We start from the raw sequence: 17,521 nt of genomic DNA on the forward strand, positions 1-17,521 counted from the left end.
TGATGAGGCCGGTCAGCTGACCGTCGGCGCCGCACCCCGTCGCCGGCTACGCGCTCGCCGGCTGCGGCACCATAAGCCGTACCAGCAGGTCGTCGAGGCTGATGAGGCCGGTCAACTGACCGTCGGCGCCGCGCACCACCGCGAGCGAGGCCCGCTGCTGGCGCAGCTGCTCGACCGCGTGTGCCACGGTGTCGTCCGCCGTCAGCTCGGGCACCGGCTGGGCCAGCTCACCGGCGGTGACCGCCTGGCCCCGGGAACGCGCCACGACCGCGTCGCGGGCGTGCACCGAGCCCACCACGCTCGGGCCCTCCCGCACCAGCAGCCGGGTGTGGTCGCTGGCCGCCGCGGCGGCCAGGATCGCCACCGCGTCCGCCACCGCCGGGACCTGCGCGATCCGCGCGGCCGGCACCTGGATGGCGCCCACCGGGGACTGCGGCTCGGTCAGCGAGCGGGTGATCAGCCCGTAGTCCTCCTCGCTGATCAGGCCGAGCCGCTGCGACTCGGCCACCAGATGAGTCAGCTGCTCCCGGTCGTGCACCGAGGCCAGATCCTCCCGCGGGACGACCCGGCACAGCCGCACCAGCCCGTTGGCCGTCTTGTTCAGCAGCCAGATCAGCGGGCGGACCGCCCGCACCATCGCCCGGAACGGCGGCGCCAGCAGCATCGCGGACTGCTCGGGGTGGGAGATCGACCAGGACTTCGGCGCCATCTCGCCCAGCACCATGTGCAGGAACACCACCAGGCTCAGCGCGAGCAGGAACGCGACGCCGTGCGACAGGCCGAGCGGCAGCCCGGCCCGCTCCAGCCACGGGTCGATCTGGTGCGCTATGGCGGGCTCGGAGATGCTGCCGAGCCCCAGCGTGCAGGCCGTGATGCCGAGCTGCGCGCCGGCCAGCATCAGCGAGAGCTCGTGCGTGCCGGCCAGCGCGGCCCGGGCGCCGCGGCGCCCCTCGGCCTGCGCCTGCTCCAGGCGGTGCCGCTTGGCGGCGACCAGGGCGAACTCGGCGGCGACGAAGAAACCGCTGGCGACGAGCAGCCCGAAGGTGATGAGGATCGCGGTGGTCACGCTCACGAGGGTTGCCCCTCCCGCTGCCACGCCTTCCGCCGCATCGAGGCGGCCGCCGCGTCCGAGGACCGCCGGGCGCCCGAGGCACGCGGGAGGCCGCCGGCGCCGGGACCACCCGGCGCGTGCCCGTCACCCGAGCCCTGCCCCTGCCGTCCCGAGCCCGGCCGTTCCGACGGTGCCTCGGGCTCACCGCCGGCCAGCCGCTCCAGGCGGATGCGGGCCGGCACGCGCCGGTCCAGCGCCACCACCTCGATGGCCGCCCGGCCGCCGTCGGTCAGCTCCACCAGGATCCGCTCGCCGACCTCGGGGAAATGCCCGCAGTGGTCGATGACCAGGCCGGCGACGGTCTCGAAGTCCTCGTTCTCCGGCAACGGGACGCCCGTCGCCTCCGAGGCCTCGTCGACCCGGCGGCTGGCGTCCACCAGCCAGCCCGCACCGTCCACCACCGCCGGCAGGACGATCCGGTCGCTCTCGTCCGCGATCTCGCCCACCAACTCCTCGGCGATGTCCTCCAGGGTGACGATTCCGGCCAGGCCGCCGTACTCGTCGAGCACCACCGCGAACTCCTCGTCGGCGACGCGCAGCTGCTCCACCGCACCGGGCAGCGGCAGCGTGTCGGGCAGCAGCACCGCCTGGCGGGCCAACGCGCCCGCCGTCAGCCGGCTCAGCCGCTCGGGCGTCACCCGCATCAGCTCGCGCACCCCGACCACGCCGACGATGTCGTCGATCCGGTCGCCGATCACCAGGTAGTGGGAGTGACCGTGCTCGCCGATCAGGCCCACCACGTCGGCCGCCGGCGAGGCGGCGCGCACCGACAGCACGTCCACCCGGGGCACCATGACCTCGGCCAGCGTCCGCTCGGAGAACTCCAGCGCGTGGTCGAGCAGCGCGGCCGTCGCGTGCGGGAGCTGCCCGTGCTCGTGCGACTCGTCGATCAGGTGACCCAGCTCCTCCAGCGTCGCCCCGTGGTGCAGCTCCTCCACCGGCTGGATGCCGACGCGGCGCAGCAGCCGGTTGGCCGCGGTGTCGAAGACCCGGATCAGCGGGCCGGCCACCTTCAGGTAGCCGAGGGTGGACGAGGACAGGCTCTTGGCCAGCGATTCCGGGACGGCCAGAGCCAGGTTCTTCGGGCCCAGCTCGCCGAGCACCATCTGGATGCCCGTGGCCAGGGCGAACGCGGCGACCAGCGCCACGCCGTGCACCACGGCCTCGGGGACGCCGAGCGCCTCGAACGCCGGGTCGAGGAGTCGGGCCAGGGACGGCTCGGCCAGGAAGCCGACGACCAGGCCGGTGACGGTGATGCCGAGCTGGGCGCCCGAGAGCATGAAGGACAGGCGCTCCTGCACCTTCATGGCCCGGGCGGCCCGCCGGTCACCGGCGGCGGCCTGGGTGGAGAGCGCCAGCCGGTCGGCGGCGACGAAGGCAAACTCCTGGGCGACGAAGTAGCCGGTGCCGGCGGTGAGCACGAGCACGGCCAGCAGCCCAAGAAGAGCGGCACTCACTGGACACCACCTCGCCATGTGCCGCGGGCTGCCAAATGCTGGCGAGGTGGTCCGGGACTATGCCCGGGGGAGTCCGACGATCGGGCGGACACGAGCTCTCCCTTCAGAGAAATCGACTTCTGCAACGCCTGTGCGCGCGTCCGTGTTCCCAGGCTGTACCCGGAAATGCCCTCTTGACACCTGGTTCTTCCCGCGCTGTGCAAGCCCGTGAGGAGCCCCGGTCCCCCTGGGCCCCAGGGCCTGTGGCCCCGAGGGCGCGTCGCCTCGCATGCCCGCCGGGGCGGCGCTCCCCGGCATGCGCCCGCGGCCCGCGCGCCGGGCGCGCGAGGCGCTCCGGCGGGCGGGCCGCGGTGTCGTCGTGGATACGGGTGTCGTCGGTGTCGTCGGTGCCGTCGCTAGTCGTCGGTGTCGTCCGGGACGCCGGTGTCGTCGTGGATACGGTGGTCGGACGTCTCATCCGCGGAGCTCGGCCATCCACGCCTCGACGTCGGAGGAGCGGCGCGGCAGGGCGGCGGAGAGGTTGCGGTTGCCGTCCTCGGTGACCAGCAGGTCGTCCTCGATCCGCACGCCGATGCCGCGGTACTCCTCGGGCACCGACAGGTCGTCGGGCTGGAAGTAGAGGCCGGGCTCGACGGTCAGGCACATGCCGGGCTCCAGCGTGCCCTCCGCGTAGCTCTCGCGACGCGCCGCGGAGCAGTCGTGCACGTCCATGCCGAGCATGTGGCCGGTGCCGTGCAGGGTCCAGCGGCGCTGCAGGCCGAGCTCCAGCACCCGCTCGACCGGCCCCTCCACCAGGCCCCACTCGACGAGCTTCTCGGTGAGCACCCGCTGAGCGGCCTCGTGGAAGTCGCGGAACTTCGCGCCGGGGCGCACCGCGGCGATGCCCGCCTCCTGGGCCTCGTAGACGGCGTCGTAGATCCGGCGCTGCAGCTCGGTGAACCGGCCGTCGACGGGCAGCGTCCTGGTGACGTCGGCGGTGTAGAGCTCGGTGGTCTCCACGCCCGCGTCCAGCAGCAACAGATCGCCCGGCCGGACCGGGCCGTCGTTGCGCACCCAGTGCAGCGTGGTGGCGTGCGGTCCCGCGGCGCAGATCGAGCCGTATCCGACGTCGTTGCCCTCGACCCGGGCGCGCAGGAAGAAGGTGCCCTCGATGTACCGCTCGGAGGTGGCCTGGGCCCGGTCCAGCACCCGCACCACGTCCTCGAAGCCGCGGACCGTGGAGTCGCAGGCGCGGGTCATCTCGGCGATCTCGAAGTCGTCCTTGACCAGTCGCATCTCGGAGAGGAAGGTGCGCAGCTCGGCGTCCCGCTCCGCGGTGACCTTGTCGGTCAGCGCCGCCTCGATCTCGGCGTCGTGCGAGCGGACGACCCGGACCGGCCCCGTGGCCTCGCGCAGCGTGTCGGCTACGGTGCGGACGTCCTTGACGGGGATGCCGTAGAGCCGCTCGGCCTCGGTGAGGCTGTTCCGCCGGCCGACCCACAGCTCGCCCTGCCCGCTGAGCCAGAACTCGCCGTTCTCCCGGTTCGAGCGGGGCAGCAGGTAGAGGGTGGACGCGTGACCCGAGGCGCCGGTCGGCTCCATCACGAGTACGCCGTCCTCGGTCTGGTTGCCCGTGAGGTAGGCGTACTCGACGCCGGAGCGGAACGGGTAGTCGGTGTCGTTGGACCGGGTCTTCAGCCGTCCGGCCGGGATGACCAGGCGCTCGCCGGGGAAGCGCGCCGAGAGCGCGGCGCGGCGGCGCGCCGTGTGCTCCGCCTGCGGGACGGGCTCGAGATCCCGCCGCTCGGTGTCGGCCCAGCCCTGCTTCATGTTGGCGGCGAGCTCCTCCGACACCCGCGGGGTGACGGCGTTCTTCCGCTCCTCGGTCGGCTTCTCGCCGGACTCCGGCGCCTCGGACTGCTGGGCCTCGGACTCCTGGGACGCGGATTCGGGCTGGGTCTGCTCCGTGGCCACCTGGTGCCTCCTCGCATGCTGGTCGGCCCGGTGGGGACCGGATTCCATCGTAGGCATGACCGAACGCCGCTGGGCAGGGCTGGTGTCCGGGGGTGGCGGGGGTCGTGGGGGTGCCGCTGGGCAGGGCTGTGTCCGGAGGTCAGGAGCGGGGGCGCTGGGCAGGGCTGGTGTCCGGGGGTGGCGGGGGTCGTGGGGGTGCCGCTGGGCAGGCCCGTGTCCGGAGGTCAGAAGCGGGCGGCGAGGAGCACGACCTCCTCGGCGGGTTCGAGGTCGGACGGCAGCACGGTGCGGACGATGTGGTCGGCGAGGGCGTCGGGGTCGGCGCGAACGGCGGGCGGCGCGCGATGGGCGGCGGCCTCCAGCCGGGCGAAGGCGCCGTCCAACGGTTCGCCGGTGCCGCGGAGCAGCCCGACGGTGTAGAGCAGGACCGTTTCTCCCTGGGCGATGTCGAGTTGCACGCTGGGCGCCTCCCAGCAGGCGAGCATGCCGAGCGGGGCGGAGAGCGCGGTCTCGGCGAACTCCACCCGCGTCGCGCCGACCACCAGCGGCGGTGGATGCCCGGCCGAGGCGATCACCAGTCGCCGCGTCCCGCCGCGACCGGAGGCGGGCGGGCCCGGGGTGGGGGTGAGGCCCTGGGTGGGAGGCTCCGCGTAGCCGAAGAGCGCGGTGGCGGTGCGCTCCGGTTCGGTCAGCCGGAGCAGCAGTTCCAGGTCGGACAGCACCGCGACCGGGTCCTCGCCCTCCATCACGGCGTAGGCGCGCAGCCCGGAGCGGAGGCTGCCGGTGGCCGCCAGCGTGGCGGGACCCGAGCCGTTGGTCGAGCCGATGGCCAGGCCGAGCGCGCCCTCGGGCAGGGCCAGCGCGTCGAAGAAGTCGCCGCCGCGGCCCGGTCCGTGGCGGTGCCGGACGGCGAGCCGGACGCCGGGCAGCGCGGGGAGGCGGCGCGGCAGCAGTTCCTCGCGGACGGCGCGCACGGTGGTGCGGGCGCGGGCCAGCTCCAGCCGGTTCGCGACGTGCTGTGCGGCCCGCCGCAGGTAGCGGCCGAGCAGCCGGCGCTGACGGGCGTCCGGGGCGGCGGGGCGGTCGTAGAACCAGACGGCGACGCCGAGCTGGCCGCCGGCCGGTCGCGGGCCGCGCGGCACCCGGACGGCCACCGGCACGGCGTAGCTGGCGGCGCAGCCGAGCTGGGCGGCGACCTCGCGGTGCCGGGGGTGGAGCGCCTCGTCGTGGGCGATGTCGCGGTGCGTGAGCTCGACCTCCGGCCGGCCGGGCGCGGCCGGTTGCGGGTCGAGCAGCCGGGTGTGCGGCGCGGAGTCGGGCGGGACGGTCTCCAGATGGCCCAGTTCGGCGTGGCTGAGGCCGTGGCCGATCAGTCGTTCCGGGCCGAGGCCGTCGGAGGGGCGCAGGAAGAACATTCCGCGCCGCGCGCCGAGAAGATCCGCGCCGGCGCGCAGGAGCTCACGTAGCGCTTCGGTGAGGGTGCCGGTGCCACCGAGGCGGTCGGTGAGCTCGTGCAGCGTGGTGAGCTCGGAGATCCAGCAGGCGAGGCGGTCGTGGCCGGCCGCCGGGAGGGCGCCACCGGGGTTGTTCGAACGCTCCCCGCGCGTTGGATCGCTCGGGGCGCTGTGGGAGGGCACGAAATTTTGAGGTACGCCGGTGAGCGCCGGGCTGATTCCGGCCACTTTCGGCAGCCGGCCCGTGCTCATCCGCCGGGACCCTGGTCGAGGCGCGTTTCTCGCAACAGCATCGGGAACCCCATGTCATGCGCGTGACGTCCTGATTCACCTGCCAGACCGGATGATGCCCAGACGGTGAGGGTCGGGCCGCAGCGACAGGCCGGGGCATGCGAGGATGGCGAAAACTTGGCCGAAAACGGCCAGAGGACCAGGAGGATCACGATCGACTGAGGTGCCCACTCGGCGGCTGATGCCGGAAGGTTCGGAGGGCTGGATACGTATCGCTGGGGTACATGTCCGTCGGTACATGTCCGTCGGTAACTATCCGTCGGTACATATCGGAACGGAAGACTGAGCTCTGGCGTCCTAACCTTCGGGGGTGGCCCGCTTGTGCCCGCCAGCCCTCACCGACCGTCCATCCGACCCGGCGCCGCTCGCCGGCGTCGCGATGCGCGAGCCGCCGCATACGGTGATCTAGGTTCCACGTGGTGTGAATGGTCCGGCGTTGGCTAGCCGGCACTCAGGCGCGAGGGAAAGGAACGAGCGCTGATGCGCGAGATCCTCGGAAAGCTCGGTAAGCGAGGCACGGATCATACGGAGGGTGACGGCTGGGAGCTGCGCGACGCTGCGCTGCGCTGCGCCTGGCAGTGGGGGTGGCCGGTGGTCCCGGGCGTCGAGGCGCGCCCGGACGGCGGCTGTGGCTGTCCGCGGGGGGACTGCTCCGTGCCCGGCGCCCACCCCTTCGACCCACAGCTGTTGGCCGCGACCACCGACGTGCGCATGGTGGGCTGGTGGTGGACGGTGCGTCCGCGGGCCCCGATCGTGCTGGCCACGGGCGGGCGGGCGCCGTGCGCGCTGAGCCTGCCCGCGCCGGCCGGTGTGTGGGCGCTGGAGGAGCTCGACCGGCGGGGCGTGCGCCCCGGCCCCGTGGTGGCGACGCCGACGCGCTTCGCGCTTCTGGTGCAGCCGTACGAGTTCGCCGAGCTCGGCGAACTGCTCGGGTCACGCGAATGGGTGCCGAGCACGTTGCGCTTCCACGGCTCCGGCGGCTACCTGCCGCTGCCGCCCTCCCGGACGGGCGCCGGGCGGGTGCGCTGGGCTCGCCCACCGGAGCGCCGCGCGGGGAGGGTGGCGCTGCCGCGGGCCGCGTGGCTGCTCGACGTGCTGGTCGAGGCGGGCATCGCCGCCAGCGCGCTGAGCGAGCAGCAGTGAACCCGATCGCTGGCGACGGGGGATGCACCAGCGACCGGGCTCATCTCCGAAGGTAACAACTCATCCGCGATTCGCAAATCCCGCACCGCCCGAGGAGGGCCAAACGGGACCCGTCAGGGGGGCGGTTGTGACCGGAATCACTCGCTTCGCTTAAGACCAAGCTCCCTTAATTCAATGTGATCTGACGATTAGTAAGCCCGCTGCGTGCGCGCCGTTCCTCGCCCGAGAGCGGCCCGGTCGCCGCCAGTGCCTCGCCCAACCGTGCCTCGAACGCGGCGGCCGGCTCCTCGCACGCCTCGGCGCCCATCTCGGTCGGCAGGTCCCACACCGGCACGGTCAGGCCGTGTGCTCGGAAGGAGCCGACCAGTCGGGTGCCCTCGCCGAGCGACGTGGCCCCGGCGGCGTGCAGCCGGGCCAGCGCGTCGAGCAGCGCCTCCTCGGCGTGCGGCATGACCCAACGGAGATGGTTCTTCTCCGGCGTCCGGCACCAGTAGGCGGCGGACACGCCGGTCAGCCGGGCGGTCGGCACGGCGGCGGCGTTGGCGCGCTCCAGCGACGCGGCGACCTCACCGCTCGCCTGTTCGGCGTCATCCAGCCAGAACTCGAAGCCCTCGCGCACCTCGGGCTCGAAGGGCGCGTCGGGATCCAGCAGGTCCTGGAGCCGCGGCCCTTCGGGCTCCGGGCGCTCGGCCGACACCGGGCTGCCCGGCTTGGCCTCCAGGGCCCGGGTCAGCACGTCGGCGAGGTCCCGGCTGAGGTCGCCGGTGGGCGTGTCGTTCTGCACGCCGAGCAGCACCGCGCCGTCGTCGCGGCGCAGCGCCGGCCAGGCCATCGGGAGCACGGTGCCGAGGGTGAGCGACGGCACGTCGGCGGGCAGCCCGCCACGCAGGGTCAGCGGCACGGTGGCGGCGGGCACCAGCTCGCGCAGCGCGACCCAGTCGCACTCGCCGGTCAGTCCCTCGAAGGGGCGACGCACCAGCTCGGTCGCCGCCTGGGCCGCGGCCCGGCCGTGACAGGCCTTGTAGCGACGGCCGGAGCCGCAGGGGCAGGGCTCCCGGGCGCCGACGACGGGCACCTGGCCGTCCTCGCCGATCCTGGCGGCGGCCGGGGCGCTGGTCTGGGTACGGGGGCGGCGCTTTTTGGCCATGCGTGCGGGTCTCCTGCTGAGGCAAGCTGCGGTGGGTTGCGTGTCGCCGTGAGCGTAGGCCCTCGCCACTCGCTCGTGCCAGACGCCCCAGCCCGCCCGCGCCGACCGCTGCTGTCACCCCATCCGGACCGGCGGTTGGGGGCACCCGCTACACGCAGACGGGAAGACCATCTGGGCCGAGCAGCCGCTGCCGGAGGCCCTCACCCCCTGACTCCCCCGGGGGGACCCCAGTCCTGCCCGGCGCGTCGTGGTGCCCGCCCCGTCGTGGTGCTCGGGCGGCAGGCCCGTCGGGACAAGCCCGGTCGCGGCGGCGCCGCCTCACGGCCGCTGCCGCCGCTCCCCCCCGCGCTGTGCTTCCCGGCCGTCGGGGCCGGTATCGAACTGTCGTGTCCTCAGGGACGGCCGACGGGCGGCAGCACCGCCCAGACGGTGACGGCCCCCGAGGCGTCCGCCTCCCGCACGCCCCAGTCCTGGGCGAGTGAGGTGATGATCGTCAGCCCTCGGCCCCCCCGGGCCGTGACGGAGGGCGAGGACGGGCGGGGCAATGTCGGCCCGCCACCGTCCGTAACCGCGATGGTGACCGCACCATCCGCGTCGCGGCTCCATGCCGCGTTGACCAGATGGCCGCCTTGCAGCGGCCGGGCGTGTCGATACGCATTACTCAATAGTTCGGAAAGGATCAGTACTGCATCATCAATGATCGATTCTGCAGCACCGATACCGCGCAACTCGGACCGCAGTCGTCGTCTCGCCGATCCGACCCCCGATGGGCCGTGGGGCACCGACATGGACGACGACGTCGGCACCTGCTGTGTGACCACCAACGCCACCCCCGAGACCTCCTTTGCCCCACGCCATGGTTTCGATGCCCTGAGTGCCAGGGGTGGAAACCGGACGTGCGAGATCTGTTGACGCAGTCGTAATGATCCGATACGAGTCGAACGCGCGGGTGTACGCCGGGTGAGATTTCACCCGTTCAGGTGGTCGAGTTGCTCACGCACCGTGCGCGGTCGGTTGGTGATCACCGCGTCCACGCCAAGACGCGCGCACAGCTCCACGTCCTCCGGGCGATCGACCGTCCACACATGCACCTCGTGTCCGGCACGGTGTGCCCGCGCCACGTACTCGGGGTCGCGGCGCAGGATGCGGATGCTCGGGCCCGCGATCCCGGTGCCCGCCGGCAGCCGTCCCGAGCGGTGCCGAGGCAGCAGGAACTGCATCAGGTAGACGGTCGGCAGATGCGGCGCGGCCAGCCGGACGCGGTGCAACGAACGCGCCGAGAAGCTCATGATCCGCACCGGCCCTGGCACCGGGTGCCGCGCCAGCAGCGCGAGCAGCCGCTCCTCGACCTGGCCGGCCCAGCGGCTCGGATGCTTCGTCTCGATCGCCAGGCCGACCGGCCGGTCCGCCTCGGCGACCAGCCGCAGCAGCCGTTCCAGGGTGAGCACGCTGACCGGTTCGGGACCCGGGCCGCCCGGTTCGGGCCCGCCGGCATCGCTCGCGCTGTCCGGCGTCTCCGTGCGGCCCGCCGGCGTCTTCCAGGAGCCGAAGTCCAACTCCGCCAACTCGGCCAGCTCCAACGAGGCGACCGCGCCGTGCCCGTTCGAGGTGCGGTTCACCCGGCGGTCGTGCACACACACCAGATGCCCGTCGGCGGTCATCCGGACGTCGCACTCCAGGGCGTCGGCTCCGTCGGCGATGGCCTTACGGTAGGCGGCGAGGCTGTGTTCCGGGGCGTCCTCCGAGGCCCCGCGGTGGGCGACCACGGGGATACGGCGCGGGCCCGGGTCGCTTATCGCGTCACGCATCGCGTCATGGTGCCGTACCGCGCGCCGGGGACGTTCTTATGTCCGTCTGACAGACCATGGGAAACACTGAATCGCGTATCCGTCGTACGTCCACTCCTGGAAGTTCGTCGCAACCCACGCTACCTGTCGCAATCCATCGCGATCCAAGGAGAAAGCCGTGAGCACCGAGTATGAGGGCGGCAGCAAGTCAGGCGAGCTGGGTGAGCCTGGCGGCGGCGGGGCCCCGAGGCCGGAGCACGGCGCCGCGACCGGAGCGTCGCCCGCGCCGGGCCCTGTTCCTCCGGCTGGCCCCGCTCCCGCGGCGCCGGCCGCGCCTCCCCCGGCCGCACCTCCCCCGGCGGCGTCGACCGCGGGGCCACCGCCCGCCGCACCCCCGGGAACTCCCGCCCCGCCGGCGCCCGCCGCCGGCCCCGAGCCCACCACCGTGATGTCGCCGGCCGCCGCCGTACCGCCGCCAGCGGCCGCCGCTCCGCCGCCCGCCGCTGTTCCGCCGGCGCCCGGCACGGGCGGCATGCCGCCGACCGCCGACTCGCCCTGGGGTGTCGTTCCCTCGCCGCCCGCCCCGCCCAAGCGCCGCGGCGGTCTGCTGGCCGGCGTCCTCGCCGCGACGCTGATCGCCGGCGGCATCGGCGGCGGCGTGGGCTACCTGGTGGCCGACGAGGACGACTCCACCTCGACCACCCTGGAGGCGGACTCCGGCGACGGCAGCGAGACGGCCGCCCGCCCGCCCGAGTCGGTCGCCGGGATAGCGGAGTCGGCACTCCCCAGCGTCGTCACCATCGAGGCGGGCGAGTCCATGGAGGCCACCTCGGGCACCGGCTTCGTATACGACGAGGAAGGCCACATCCTCACCAACAACCACGTCGTGGCCTCGGCCGCGGACGGCGGCCCGCTGACGGTCACCTTCTCCGACGGCGAGAGCTACGACGCGGAGGTCGTCGGCAACGCCGCCGGGTACGACGTGGCGGTCATCAAGCTGGTCGACGGATCGGACCGCGAGCTGGATCCGTTGCCCATGGGCGACTCGGACGCCATCGCGGTCGGCGACGCCACGATCGCCATCGGCGCGCCGTTCGGCCTGGACGGCACGGTCACCACCGGCATCGTCAGCGCCCTGGACCGGCCCGTCGCCTCCAGCGACGGCACCAGCGCCGACGTCTCGTACATGAACGCGGTGCAGACCGATGCCTCGATCAACCCGGGCAACTCCGGCGGTCCGCTGCTGAACGCGGACGGCGAGGTCATCGGCATCAACTCCGCGATCCAGCCGACCTCCAGCACCGGCCAGTCGGGCAGCGTCGGCCTCGGCTTCGCCATCCCGATCAACCAGGCCGAGCAGGTCGCCCAGGACCTGATGGAGAGCGGCGAGCCGGTCTACCCGATCATCGGCGCGGTGGTGAACACCGACCCGATGAGCGAGGGCGGCGCGATCGTCGAGGCCACCGACGACGGCAGCGAGCCAGTGACCCCCGGCGGCCCCGCCGACGAGGCCGGCCTGCAGCCCGGCGACGTCATCACCCGCTTCGGCGACCGGGTGATCGACAGCGGCCCGACGCTGATCAGCGAGATCTGGTCGCTGCAGCCGGGCGAGACGGTGGAGGTCACCTACGAGCGCGGCGGCGAGGAGATGACCACGCAGATCACGCTCGGCGAACGCGTCGGCGACGACGTCTGACCCGACGGTCCCGGACTCGGAACGGGCGGTGTGCCACCGCGGCACACCGCCCGTTCCCGTGTCGCACGAGGCGATCGCCCCCGCGCGGGCCGCATGCTGGTCTTCGGACCGCGAGCGAGAGGGGCCCGAGTGACGGACCAGACGTGGCAGCCCGCACCGGCCGTGCGCGGAACCCAACGCCTGCTCGCCGTCCGCGAGCTGGCGCCACCCGCCGACGTCGCCGCCACACTCGGCCTGGCGGCCGGGGAACACGCGGTGGTCCGGCGCCGGGTGACCTACCAGGGCGACCGGCCGGTGGAGCTGACCGACTCCTACTACCCGGCGACCGTCGCACGGGACACCGCGCTAGCCGAGCCCCGAGCCCTCCCCGGCGACACCGCCTCGCTCCTGGCGACGCTCGGCTACCCCGTCCACGAACACGTCGAGGACGTCTCCGCCGGCCTGCCCGCCCCGGAGGCCCGCGGCGCCCTCCACCTCCCCGCCGGCGACCCGGTCCTACTGCTGACCCGCACCAGCCTGACGGCGACGCTGCTCCCCGTCGAGGTGAGCCAGACCATCATCCCCAGCGGCCGCCACCTCCGTTACCGCACCAGCGCCAACGGGTCCGACCGAAACCCTTGAACCCGTTAGGCTGACCCCGTGCCGCCGCGGCGCGGCGGCACGGGGAGGTGTGCCCGAGCGGCCGAAGGGAACGGTCTTGAAAACCGTCGTGAGGTAACCCCTCACCGTGGGTTCAAATCCCACCGCCTCCGCAGCCTGTCAGCCGCAACGGCCCCTGACCTGTGACGACGGTCGGGGGCCGTGGTCTGGGCCCACGGGCCTCGTCGGGTACCGTCTCGACGGGGTTCCCGCTGGGGGAGAGCCCGGGAGCTTCGTGTGCGGGCGCCCCGGTTCCCGCGTTGAGAGTAGGTCTGGTCCATGGCATGTCGTATCAGTGAGCTCGTGCTCGAGTGTCGCGACCCCGAGGCGTTGGCGCGGTTCTGGTGCGAGGTCCTGGACTTCGTCGTGCTCGACCGCGAGGAGGACGGCAGCCTGGAGATCGGGCCGCGCGAGGGGTTCGGCGGGCCTCAGCCGACGATCGTCCTCAGCCGCAGGGACGAGCCGGAGCGGGCGAAGCCCCGGCTGCACATCGACGTCAACGCCACCGACCGCGACCAGGCCGCCGAGCTCGAACGCCTCCTGGCGCTCGGGGCGCGCCCGGCCGACGTCGGGCAGACCGGGGAGGAGCCCTGGCACGTTCTGGCCGACCCCGAGGGCAACGAGTTCTGCCTGCTCAGGTCCCGCATCGACCCGCTCTGACGGCTCCCGGCGGCGTTTCACGCGGTGCCGGTCGTCGGTTCGGGCCAGGTGATGCGCTCGGGTGGGATCTCGTCGGCGAGGTGCTGGATGTCGGTCTCGGTCAGCACGGCCTGTTCGAGGAGTTGGCGGGCGACGAGGCGGGCCACGGCGATCGCGCCCGTGGGGCTGAAGTGGGTGTTGTCCTCGGTGGTGCCCGTCCAGTTGAAGTACCGCTTGGTCTCCTCGGCGCCGAGCTGCTGCCACAGGGCGAGGGACAGGGCCTGGATGTCGAGCAGCGCGACGCCCTCCGCCTCGGCGAGGGCGCGCATCGCCGCCGGGTACTCGCCGTGGGTGGGCTGGGCGGTGCCGGCGTCGTCGAAGCGGCGGCGTTCGACGGGGGTGGCGAGCACGGGGAGCGCGCCGCGCTCGCGGGCGCCGTCGAGGTACTGGCGCAGGTGGTCCTGGTACGTCGTCCACGGCTCGGTGTAGCGCGTGGGGTCCTCGATCTTCTCGTCGTTGTGGGCGAACTGGACGACGAGGAGGTCGCCGGGGCCGATGGCGTCCAGGATGGGCGTCAGCCAGCCCTCGTCGATGAAGCTCTTGGAACTGCGGCCGTTGAGCGCGCGGTTGTCGACGGTCAGGCCCGGGCGGAGGAAGAAGGGGAGCGCCATGCCCCAGCCGGTCTCGGGGGCGGCGTCGGCGTACTTCTGGGCGGCGGTGGAGTCCCCCGCGAGGTAGACGGTGCCGCCGTCCCGGGCCCGGGCGAGCGCGGCGGGGGCCATGGCCACGGCCAGGGGGAGGGCGGCGAGGGCGGCGACCACGTTGCGTCGCGGGGTGTGTGTCATGTCGGCTGACCTCTCTCGGGTGCGCCGCCCGTGCAAGCGCTTACTGTTGCCCCTCCCGCATCATCGTGTTCCTGGCGAGTAAGGGGAAGAGGGCGTCCGTGGCGTGTCAGGCTGGGAGCGTGACGGCCCGGGGCTCGGGTGTCGGAAGGGCGGTGCGATCGTGTCTCGAATCCTGGTGACCGGTTCCGCGGACGGCCTCGGGCGTCTCGCGGCCGACGCGCTGGTGGCCGCGGGCCACGACGTGGTGGTGCACGCCCGGAACCGGGAGCGTGCGGCGGGGCTCGACGCGCTGGTCGAGCGTGGGGCGGACGTCGTCGTGGGCGACTTCACGGAGCGGGACGCCGTACGGCGCATCGCCGCGGAGCTGAACGACGCGAAGCCGCTCGACGCGGTCATCCACAACGCTGGCGTGTGGAGCGGGCCGGCGGTCATGCCCGTCAACATCATCGCCCCGTACCTGCTCACGGCCCTGCTGCGCGGCCCGCGCCGGCTGGTGTACCTGAGCAGCGGCTCGCATTTCGGCGGGCGTCCCTCACTGGACGGGATCGACTGGCGGGGCGAGAGCGTGGGCTCGTACTCGGACAGCAAGCTGTTCGTCACGACGCTCGTGGCCGCGATGGCCCGCCTGCGGCCCGGCGTGCTGAGCAACGCCGTGGACCCGGGCTGGGTGCCGACGAAGATGGGCGGCCCCAACGCGCCGGACGACCTCGAGCTCGGCCACCGGACGCAGGAGTGGCTCGCGTCGAGCGACGAACCCGAGGCCCTGACCAGCGGCGGGTACTGGTTCCACCGGGAGCGGCAGCAGCCGCACCGCGCCGTTCACGACGAGGCGTTCCAGGACCGACTGCTGCGGGCGCTGGCCGAGGAGACGGGCACCGCGCTCTGAAACGGTGCGGGCGGCGGCCCCTCGGTCGGCGGCCAGGTCGGGCCGGCTTCCGGGCTAGTAGCTGGAGAGTCGTGGTTGGGAGCGGTTCTCGGTGGCGACCAGGGCGTCGAGGAGGAGGCCCTGCATCCGGTCCCGGTCGTCGCGGGCGGCGGGGGCGTCCCACAGGTTGGTGGTCTCGTCCGGGTCCCGGGCCAGGTCGTAGAGCTCGCCCGTCCTCGGCCTGTCGGTCGCGGGGGCGCCGTGGTGGACGACGATCTTCCAGGGGCCCTGGCGGAGCATGGTGGTGTGGACCGGGGGGTCGTACGGCCAGCAGCTGTCGCGGTACTCGCTGAGCACCCAGTCGCGGAGGCCGTCCTGTCGTCCGGTGGTGGCGAGTTCGGTGATGTCCTGCCCCTGGCAGCCGCCGAGCTCGGCGGCGCCGGCGGCGCGGAGCAGCGTCGGAGCGAGGTCGATCCAGGAGACGAGCTGCTCCCGGCGCGCGCCGGCCGGCAGTCGGCCGGGCCAGCGCACGACCAGCGGCACGCGGGTCGCGACGTCGAACATCATCGGCCCCTTGAGCAGCATCTGGTGGTCGCCCAGCATCTCGCCGTGGTCGCTGGTGAAGACGACGATGGTGTCGTCGGCGAGGCCCTGGGCGTCGAGCGCGTCCAGGATCCGTCCCACCTCGTCGTCGACGAGCGTCACCATCGCGTAGTACTGCGCCCTGATGTCCTGGATCTCCTCGGGCGTGTGGTCCAGGAAGCCGGGGGCGTGTCCGGCGTACGACTTCCTGGACGCCTCGGTGAAGATCTCGGGCTTGGTGGACAGGTCGGAGGTGATCGGGGCCGGGAGCGAGTCGGCGTCGTAGAGGTCGCGGTACTCCTTGGGGGCGCCGAAACCGTGGTGCGGGTCGAAGAAGTTCACGACGAAGCAGAAGGGCTTCGACGTGTCCCGGGAGGACGTCAGGTAGTCGATCGCCTCGTCGCCGACCCAGCGGCTGTAGTGGGCCTCGGTCGGCAGCGTGTCGAACGCTGCGGAGCCGCCGCTCATGGCGTGGGCGTGGAGTTCCGGGAACTTCTGCTGCAGCCAGCGGTGGTAGGCGTTCTCGGAGGAGCCCCGGTAGGGGTCGTGGGCCCAGCGGAAGACCCGGAAGCCGTCGGCGATCCGTGGTTCGGTCCGCCCGTGTTGGCAGGCGCCGAGATGGAACTTGCCGACGAGCGCGCAGTCGTAGCCGGCGTCGGCGAGGTTCCTGGTGAACAGCTCGGCGTCGCGGGGGATGTCCACGCCGTTGGCGTGGAGCCCGTGCCGGTGTGGGTACTGACCGGTCATCAGGCTGGCCCGCGACGGCGCGCACACCGGCGAGGGCACGTAGCAGTTGTCGAACAGCACGCCCTCGGACGCCAGTCGGTCGAGGTTCGGCGTCCTGATGTCCGGGTTCCCCTGCGCGCCCAGGGCGTTGAAACGCTGCTGGTCGGTGGATATCAGCAGGATGTTCGGTGCTGGATGGGTCGTCATGAGTTCGCCGCTCTTCGTCTCGTGTCGTGCCGTGGGATCAGGGATCGCGATCAGTTCTTCACCGCTCCCGCGACGCCCTCGATGAAGTAGCGCTGGAGCAGCGCGAAAACGACCAGCACGGGGAGGAGCGAGAGCATGGTCGCCGCCGCCATGCCCGACCAGTCGGTCGAGTTCGTGCCCTGGAACGCGAGCATGCCGACGGCGAGGGTGCGTTGGCTCGGCTCGCTGAAGGTGAAGACCAGCGGGAGGAAGAAGCTGTTCCAGGAGCCCAGGAACGTCATGACCGAGACCGTGGCGGTGATCGGGCCGGAGATCGGCATGATGACCTGGAAGAACGTCCGCAGGAAGCCCGCTCCGTCGACGGTGGCCGCCTCCTCGAGTTCGCGTGGCAGCCGGGAGAAGTAGCCCATGTAGAGCAGCGTTCCCGCCACCTGGCCGGCGCCCGAGAGTGCCAGGACCAGGCCGGTCCTGGTGTTCAGCAGCCCCATCAGGTCGCTGGTCTCCACGATGGGGATGATGAAGAGGCCGGTCGGCGCGAAGAGCGTGCTGACCATGACGGTGAGCACGAGCTTCCGGCCGGGGAAGTCCTTGCGGGCGAGCACGTATCCGGCGGTGGCGGAGCGCAGGACGACGAGGAACACGGAGCCGACCGTCACGACGACGGAGTTCACCATGTACCGCGAGAAGTCGGCCTCGTCCCAGGCGCGGGCGTAGTTCCCGAACTCCCACCGGTCGGGCAGCAGGCCGAGACCGCCGGTGAAGATGGACAGCGTGTCCTTGACCGAGGCCGACGCGATCCACAGCAGCGGGTAAATCCACACCAGGCAGATCGCGGCGAGCAGGACGACCTGCGTCCAGACGAGCACGGTTTTCCGGCGACGGGCGTTCATGGCTGCCTCCCGCGGTGCGTGAGGAGTCGGGCCGCCGTCAGGAGTTGGGGGCATGCGTTTCCGGCGACGGGCGTTCATGGCTGGGGCGT

The 17,521-nt window shown here is 72.9% G+C and carries 14 protein-coding genes, 1 tRNA gene and 1 pseudogene; 6 read left to right on the plus strand and 10 right to left on the minus strand.

Features of this window, described 5'->3' with window-relative positions; translation table 11 throughout:
* Positions 1-46 precede the first annotated feature (46 nt).
* From ABGB06_RS14380 to ABGB06_RS14395, 4 genes are all read right to left on the minus strand, one after another.
* The gene (locus tag ABGB06_RS14380) at positions 47-1,072 is read right to left on the minus strand and encodes a hemolysin family protein (protein WP_347589038.1); all 1,026 of its coding nucleotides are present in this window, start codon (positions 1,070-1,072) and stop codon (positions 47-49) included.
* Complete coding sequence (locus ABGB06_RS14385) at positions 1,069-2,568, minus strand: hemolysin family protein (protein WP_347589040.1); 1,500 nt, start codon at positions 2,566-2,568, stop codon at positions 1,069-1,071. The genes ABGB06_RS14380 and ABGB06_RS14385 overlap by 4 nt, the downstream gene beginning before the upstream one ends.
* 453 nt (positions 2,569-3,021) lie before the next feature.
* Positions 3,022-4,521 carry an aminopeptidase P family protein gene (locus ABGB06_RS14390; RefSeq protein WP_347589042.1) on the minus strand — a complete coding sequence of 500 codons (1,500 nt, stop codon included), beginning with the start codon at positions 4,519-4,521 and terminating at the stop codon, positions 3,022-3,024.
* 224 nt (positions 4,522-4,745) lie between these two features.
* Entirely contained in the window at positions 4,746-6,227 is a 1,482-nt protein-coding gene (locus ABGB06_RS14395) for a GAF domain-containing SpoIIE family protein phosphatase (protein ID WP_347589044.1), read from the minus strand.
* Between the two features lie 519 nt (positions 6,228-6,746).
* Between ABGB06_RS14395 and ABGB06_RS14400 the strand changes: the two genes are divergently transcribed.
* Positions 6,747-7,409, plus strand: a complete 663-nt coding sequence (locus ABGB06_RS14400; protein WP_347589046.1) for a bifunctional DNA primase/polymerase — start codon at positions 6,747-6,749, stop codon at positions 7,407-7,409.
* Positions 7,410-7,575: 166 nt separating this feature from the next.
* Here the strand turns inward: ABGB06_RS14400 and ABGB06_RS14405 are convergent, their stop codons facing one another.
* From ABGB06_RS14405 to ABGB06_RS14415, 3 genes and pseudogenes are all read right to left on the minus strand, one after another.
* Positions 7,576-8,556, minus strand: a complete 981-nt coding sequence (locus ABGB06_RS14405) for a DUF5926 family protein (RefSeq protein WP_347589048.1) — start codon at positions 8,554-8,556, stop codon at positions 7,576-7,578.
* Positions 8,557-8,969: 413 nt separating this feature from the next.
* Positions 8,970-9,473, minus strand: a pseudogene (locus ABGB06_RS14410) (ATP-binding protein); the annotation flags it as partial.
* A 51-nt stretch (positions 9,474-9,524) separates the two neighbouring features.
* Positions 9,525-10,364: a glycerophosphodiester phosphodiesterase gene (locus ABGB06_RS14415; protein ID WP_347589050.1), complete on the minus strand. Its 840-nt coding sequence runs from the start codon at positions 10,362-10,364 to the stop codon at positions 9,525-9,527.
* A 157-nt stretch (positions 10,365-10,521) separates the two neighbouring features.
* Between ABGB06_RS14415 and ABGB06_RS14420 the strand changes: the two genes are divergently transcribed.
* The 4 genes from ABGB06_RS14420 (at position 10,522) to ABGB06_RS14435 (ending at position 13,338) form a co-directional block, all read left to right on the plus strand.
* Complete coding sequence (locus ABGB06_RS14420) at positions 10,522-12,039, plus strand: trypsin-like peptidase domain-containing protein (RefSeq protein ID WP_347589052.1); 1,518 nt, start codon at positions 10,522-10,524, stop codon at positions 12,037-12,039.
* Positions 12,040-12,168: 129 nt separating this feature from the next.
* On the plus strand, positions 12,169-12,660 hold the full coding sequence (locus tag ABGB06_RS14425) for a UTRA domain-containing protein (RefSeq protein ID WP_347589054.1): 492 nt from the start codon (positions 12,169-12,171) through the stop codon (positions 12,658-12,660).
* Positions 12,661-12,703: 43 nt separating this feature from the next.
* Positions 12,704-12,791 (plus strand) — tRNA-Ser (locus tag ABGB06_RS14430).
* A gap of 166 nt (positions 12,792-12,957) precedes the next feature.
* Positions 12,958-13,338: a VOC family protein gene (locus tag ABGB06_RS14435; RefSeq protein ID WP_347589056.1), complete on the plus strand. Its 381-nt coding sequence runs from the start codon at positions 12,958-12,960 to the stop codon at positions 13,336-13,338.
* Positions 13,339-13,355: 17 nt separating this feature from the next.
* Here the strand turns inward: ABGB06_RS14435 and ABGB06_RS14440 are convergent, their stop codons facing one another.
* Positions 13,356-14,162, minus strand: coding sequence for a rhamnogalacturonan acetylesterase (locus ABGB06_RS14440; RefSeq protein WP_347589058.1), 807 nt, complete (start codon positions 14,160-14,162; stop codon positions 13,356-13,358).
* Positions 14,163-14,322: 160 nt separating this feature from the next.
* On the opposite strand from ABGB06_RS14440, the gene ABGB06_RS14445 reads away from it, so the two are divergent.
* Complete coding sequence (locus ABGB06_RS14445; protein WP_347589060.1) at positions 14,323-15,048, plus strand: SDR family NAD(P)-dependent oxidoreductase; 726 nt, start codon at positions 14,323-14,325, stop codon at positions 15,046-15,048.
* A gap of 54 nt (positions 15,049-15,102) precedes the next feature.
* Here ABGB06_RS14445 and ABGB06_RS14450 read toward each other — a convergent pair whose 3' ends face one another.
* Together ABGB06_RS14450 and ABGB06_RS14455 are read right to left on the minus strand one after the other, a co-directional pair.
* Positions 15,103-16,542, minus strand: a complete 1,440-nt coding sequence (locus tag ABGB06_RS14450) for a sulfatase-like hydrolase/transferase (RefSeq protein WP_347589062.1) — start codon at positions 16,540-16,542, stop codon at positions 15,103-15,105.
* A 50-nt stretch (positions 16,543-16,592) separates the two neighbouring features.
* Positions 16,593-17,432, minus strand: coding sequence for a carbohydrate ABC transporter permease (locus ABGB06_RS14455; protein WP_347589064.1), 840 nt, complete (start codon positions 17,430-17,432; stop codon positions 16,593-16,595).
* Positions 17,433-17,521: the final 89 nt, after the last annotated feature.

This window comes from Streptomyces sp. B6B3 (assembly GCF_039871525.1).
Lineage (GTDB): Bacteria > Actinomycetota > Actinomycetes > Streptomycetales > Streptomycetaceae > Streptomyces.

Bases quoted from the DNA above. Each gene is read 5' to 3' on its own strand.
- ABGB06_RS14455 (WP_347589064.1), bottom strand. From the start codon at position 17,432: ATGAACGCCCGTCGCCGGAAAACCGTGCTCGTCTGGACGCAGGTCGTC.
- ABGB06_RS14415 (WP_347589050.1), bottom strand. From the start codon at position 10,364: ATGCGTGACGCGATAAGCGACCCGGGCCCGCGCCGTATCCCCGTGGTC.
- ABGB06_RS14450 (WP_347589062.1), bottom strand. From the start codon at position 16,542: ATGACGACCCATCCAGCACCGAACATCCTGCTGATATCCACCGACCAG.
- ABGB06_RS14435 (WP_347589056.1), top strand. From the start codon at position 12,958: ATGGCATGTCGTATCAGTGAGCTCGTGCTCGAGTGTCGCGACCCCGAG.
- ABGB06_RS14440 (WP_347589058.1), bottom strand. From the start codon at position 14,162: ATGACACACACCCCGCGACGCAACGTGGTCGCCGCCCTCGCCGCCCTC.
- ABGB06_RS14400 (WP_347589046.1), top strand. From the start codon at position 6,747: ATGCGCGAGATCCTCGGAAAGCTCGGTAAGCGAGGCACGGATCATACG.
- ABGB06_RS14405 (WP_347589048.1), bottom strand. From the start codon at position 8,556: ATGGCCAAAAAGCGCCGCCCCCGTACCCAGACCAGCGCCCCGGCCGCC.
- ABGB06_RS14395 (WP_347589044.1), bottom strand. From the start codon at position 6,227: ATGAGCACGGGCCGGCTGCCGAAAGTGGCCGGAATCAGCCCGGCGCTC.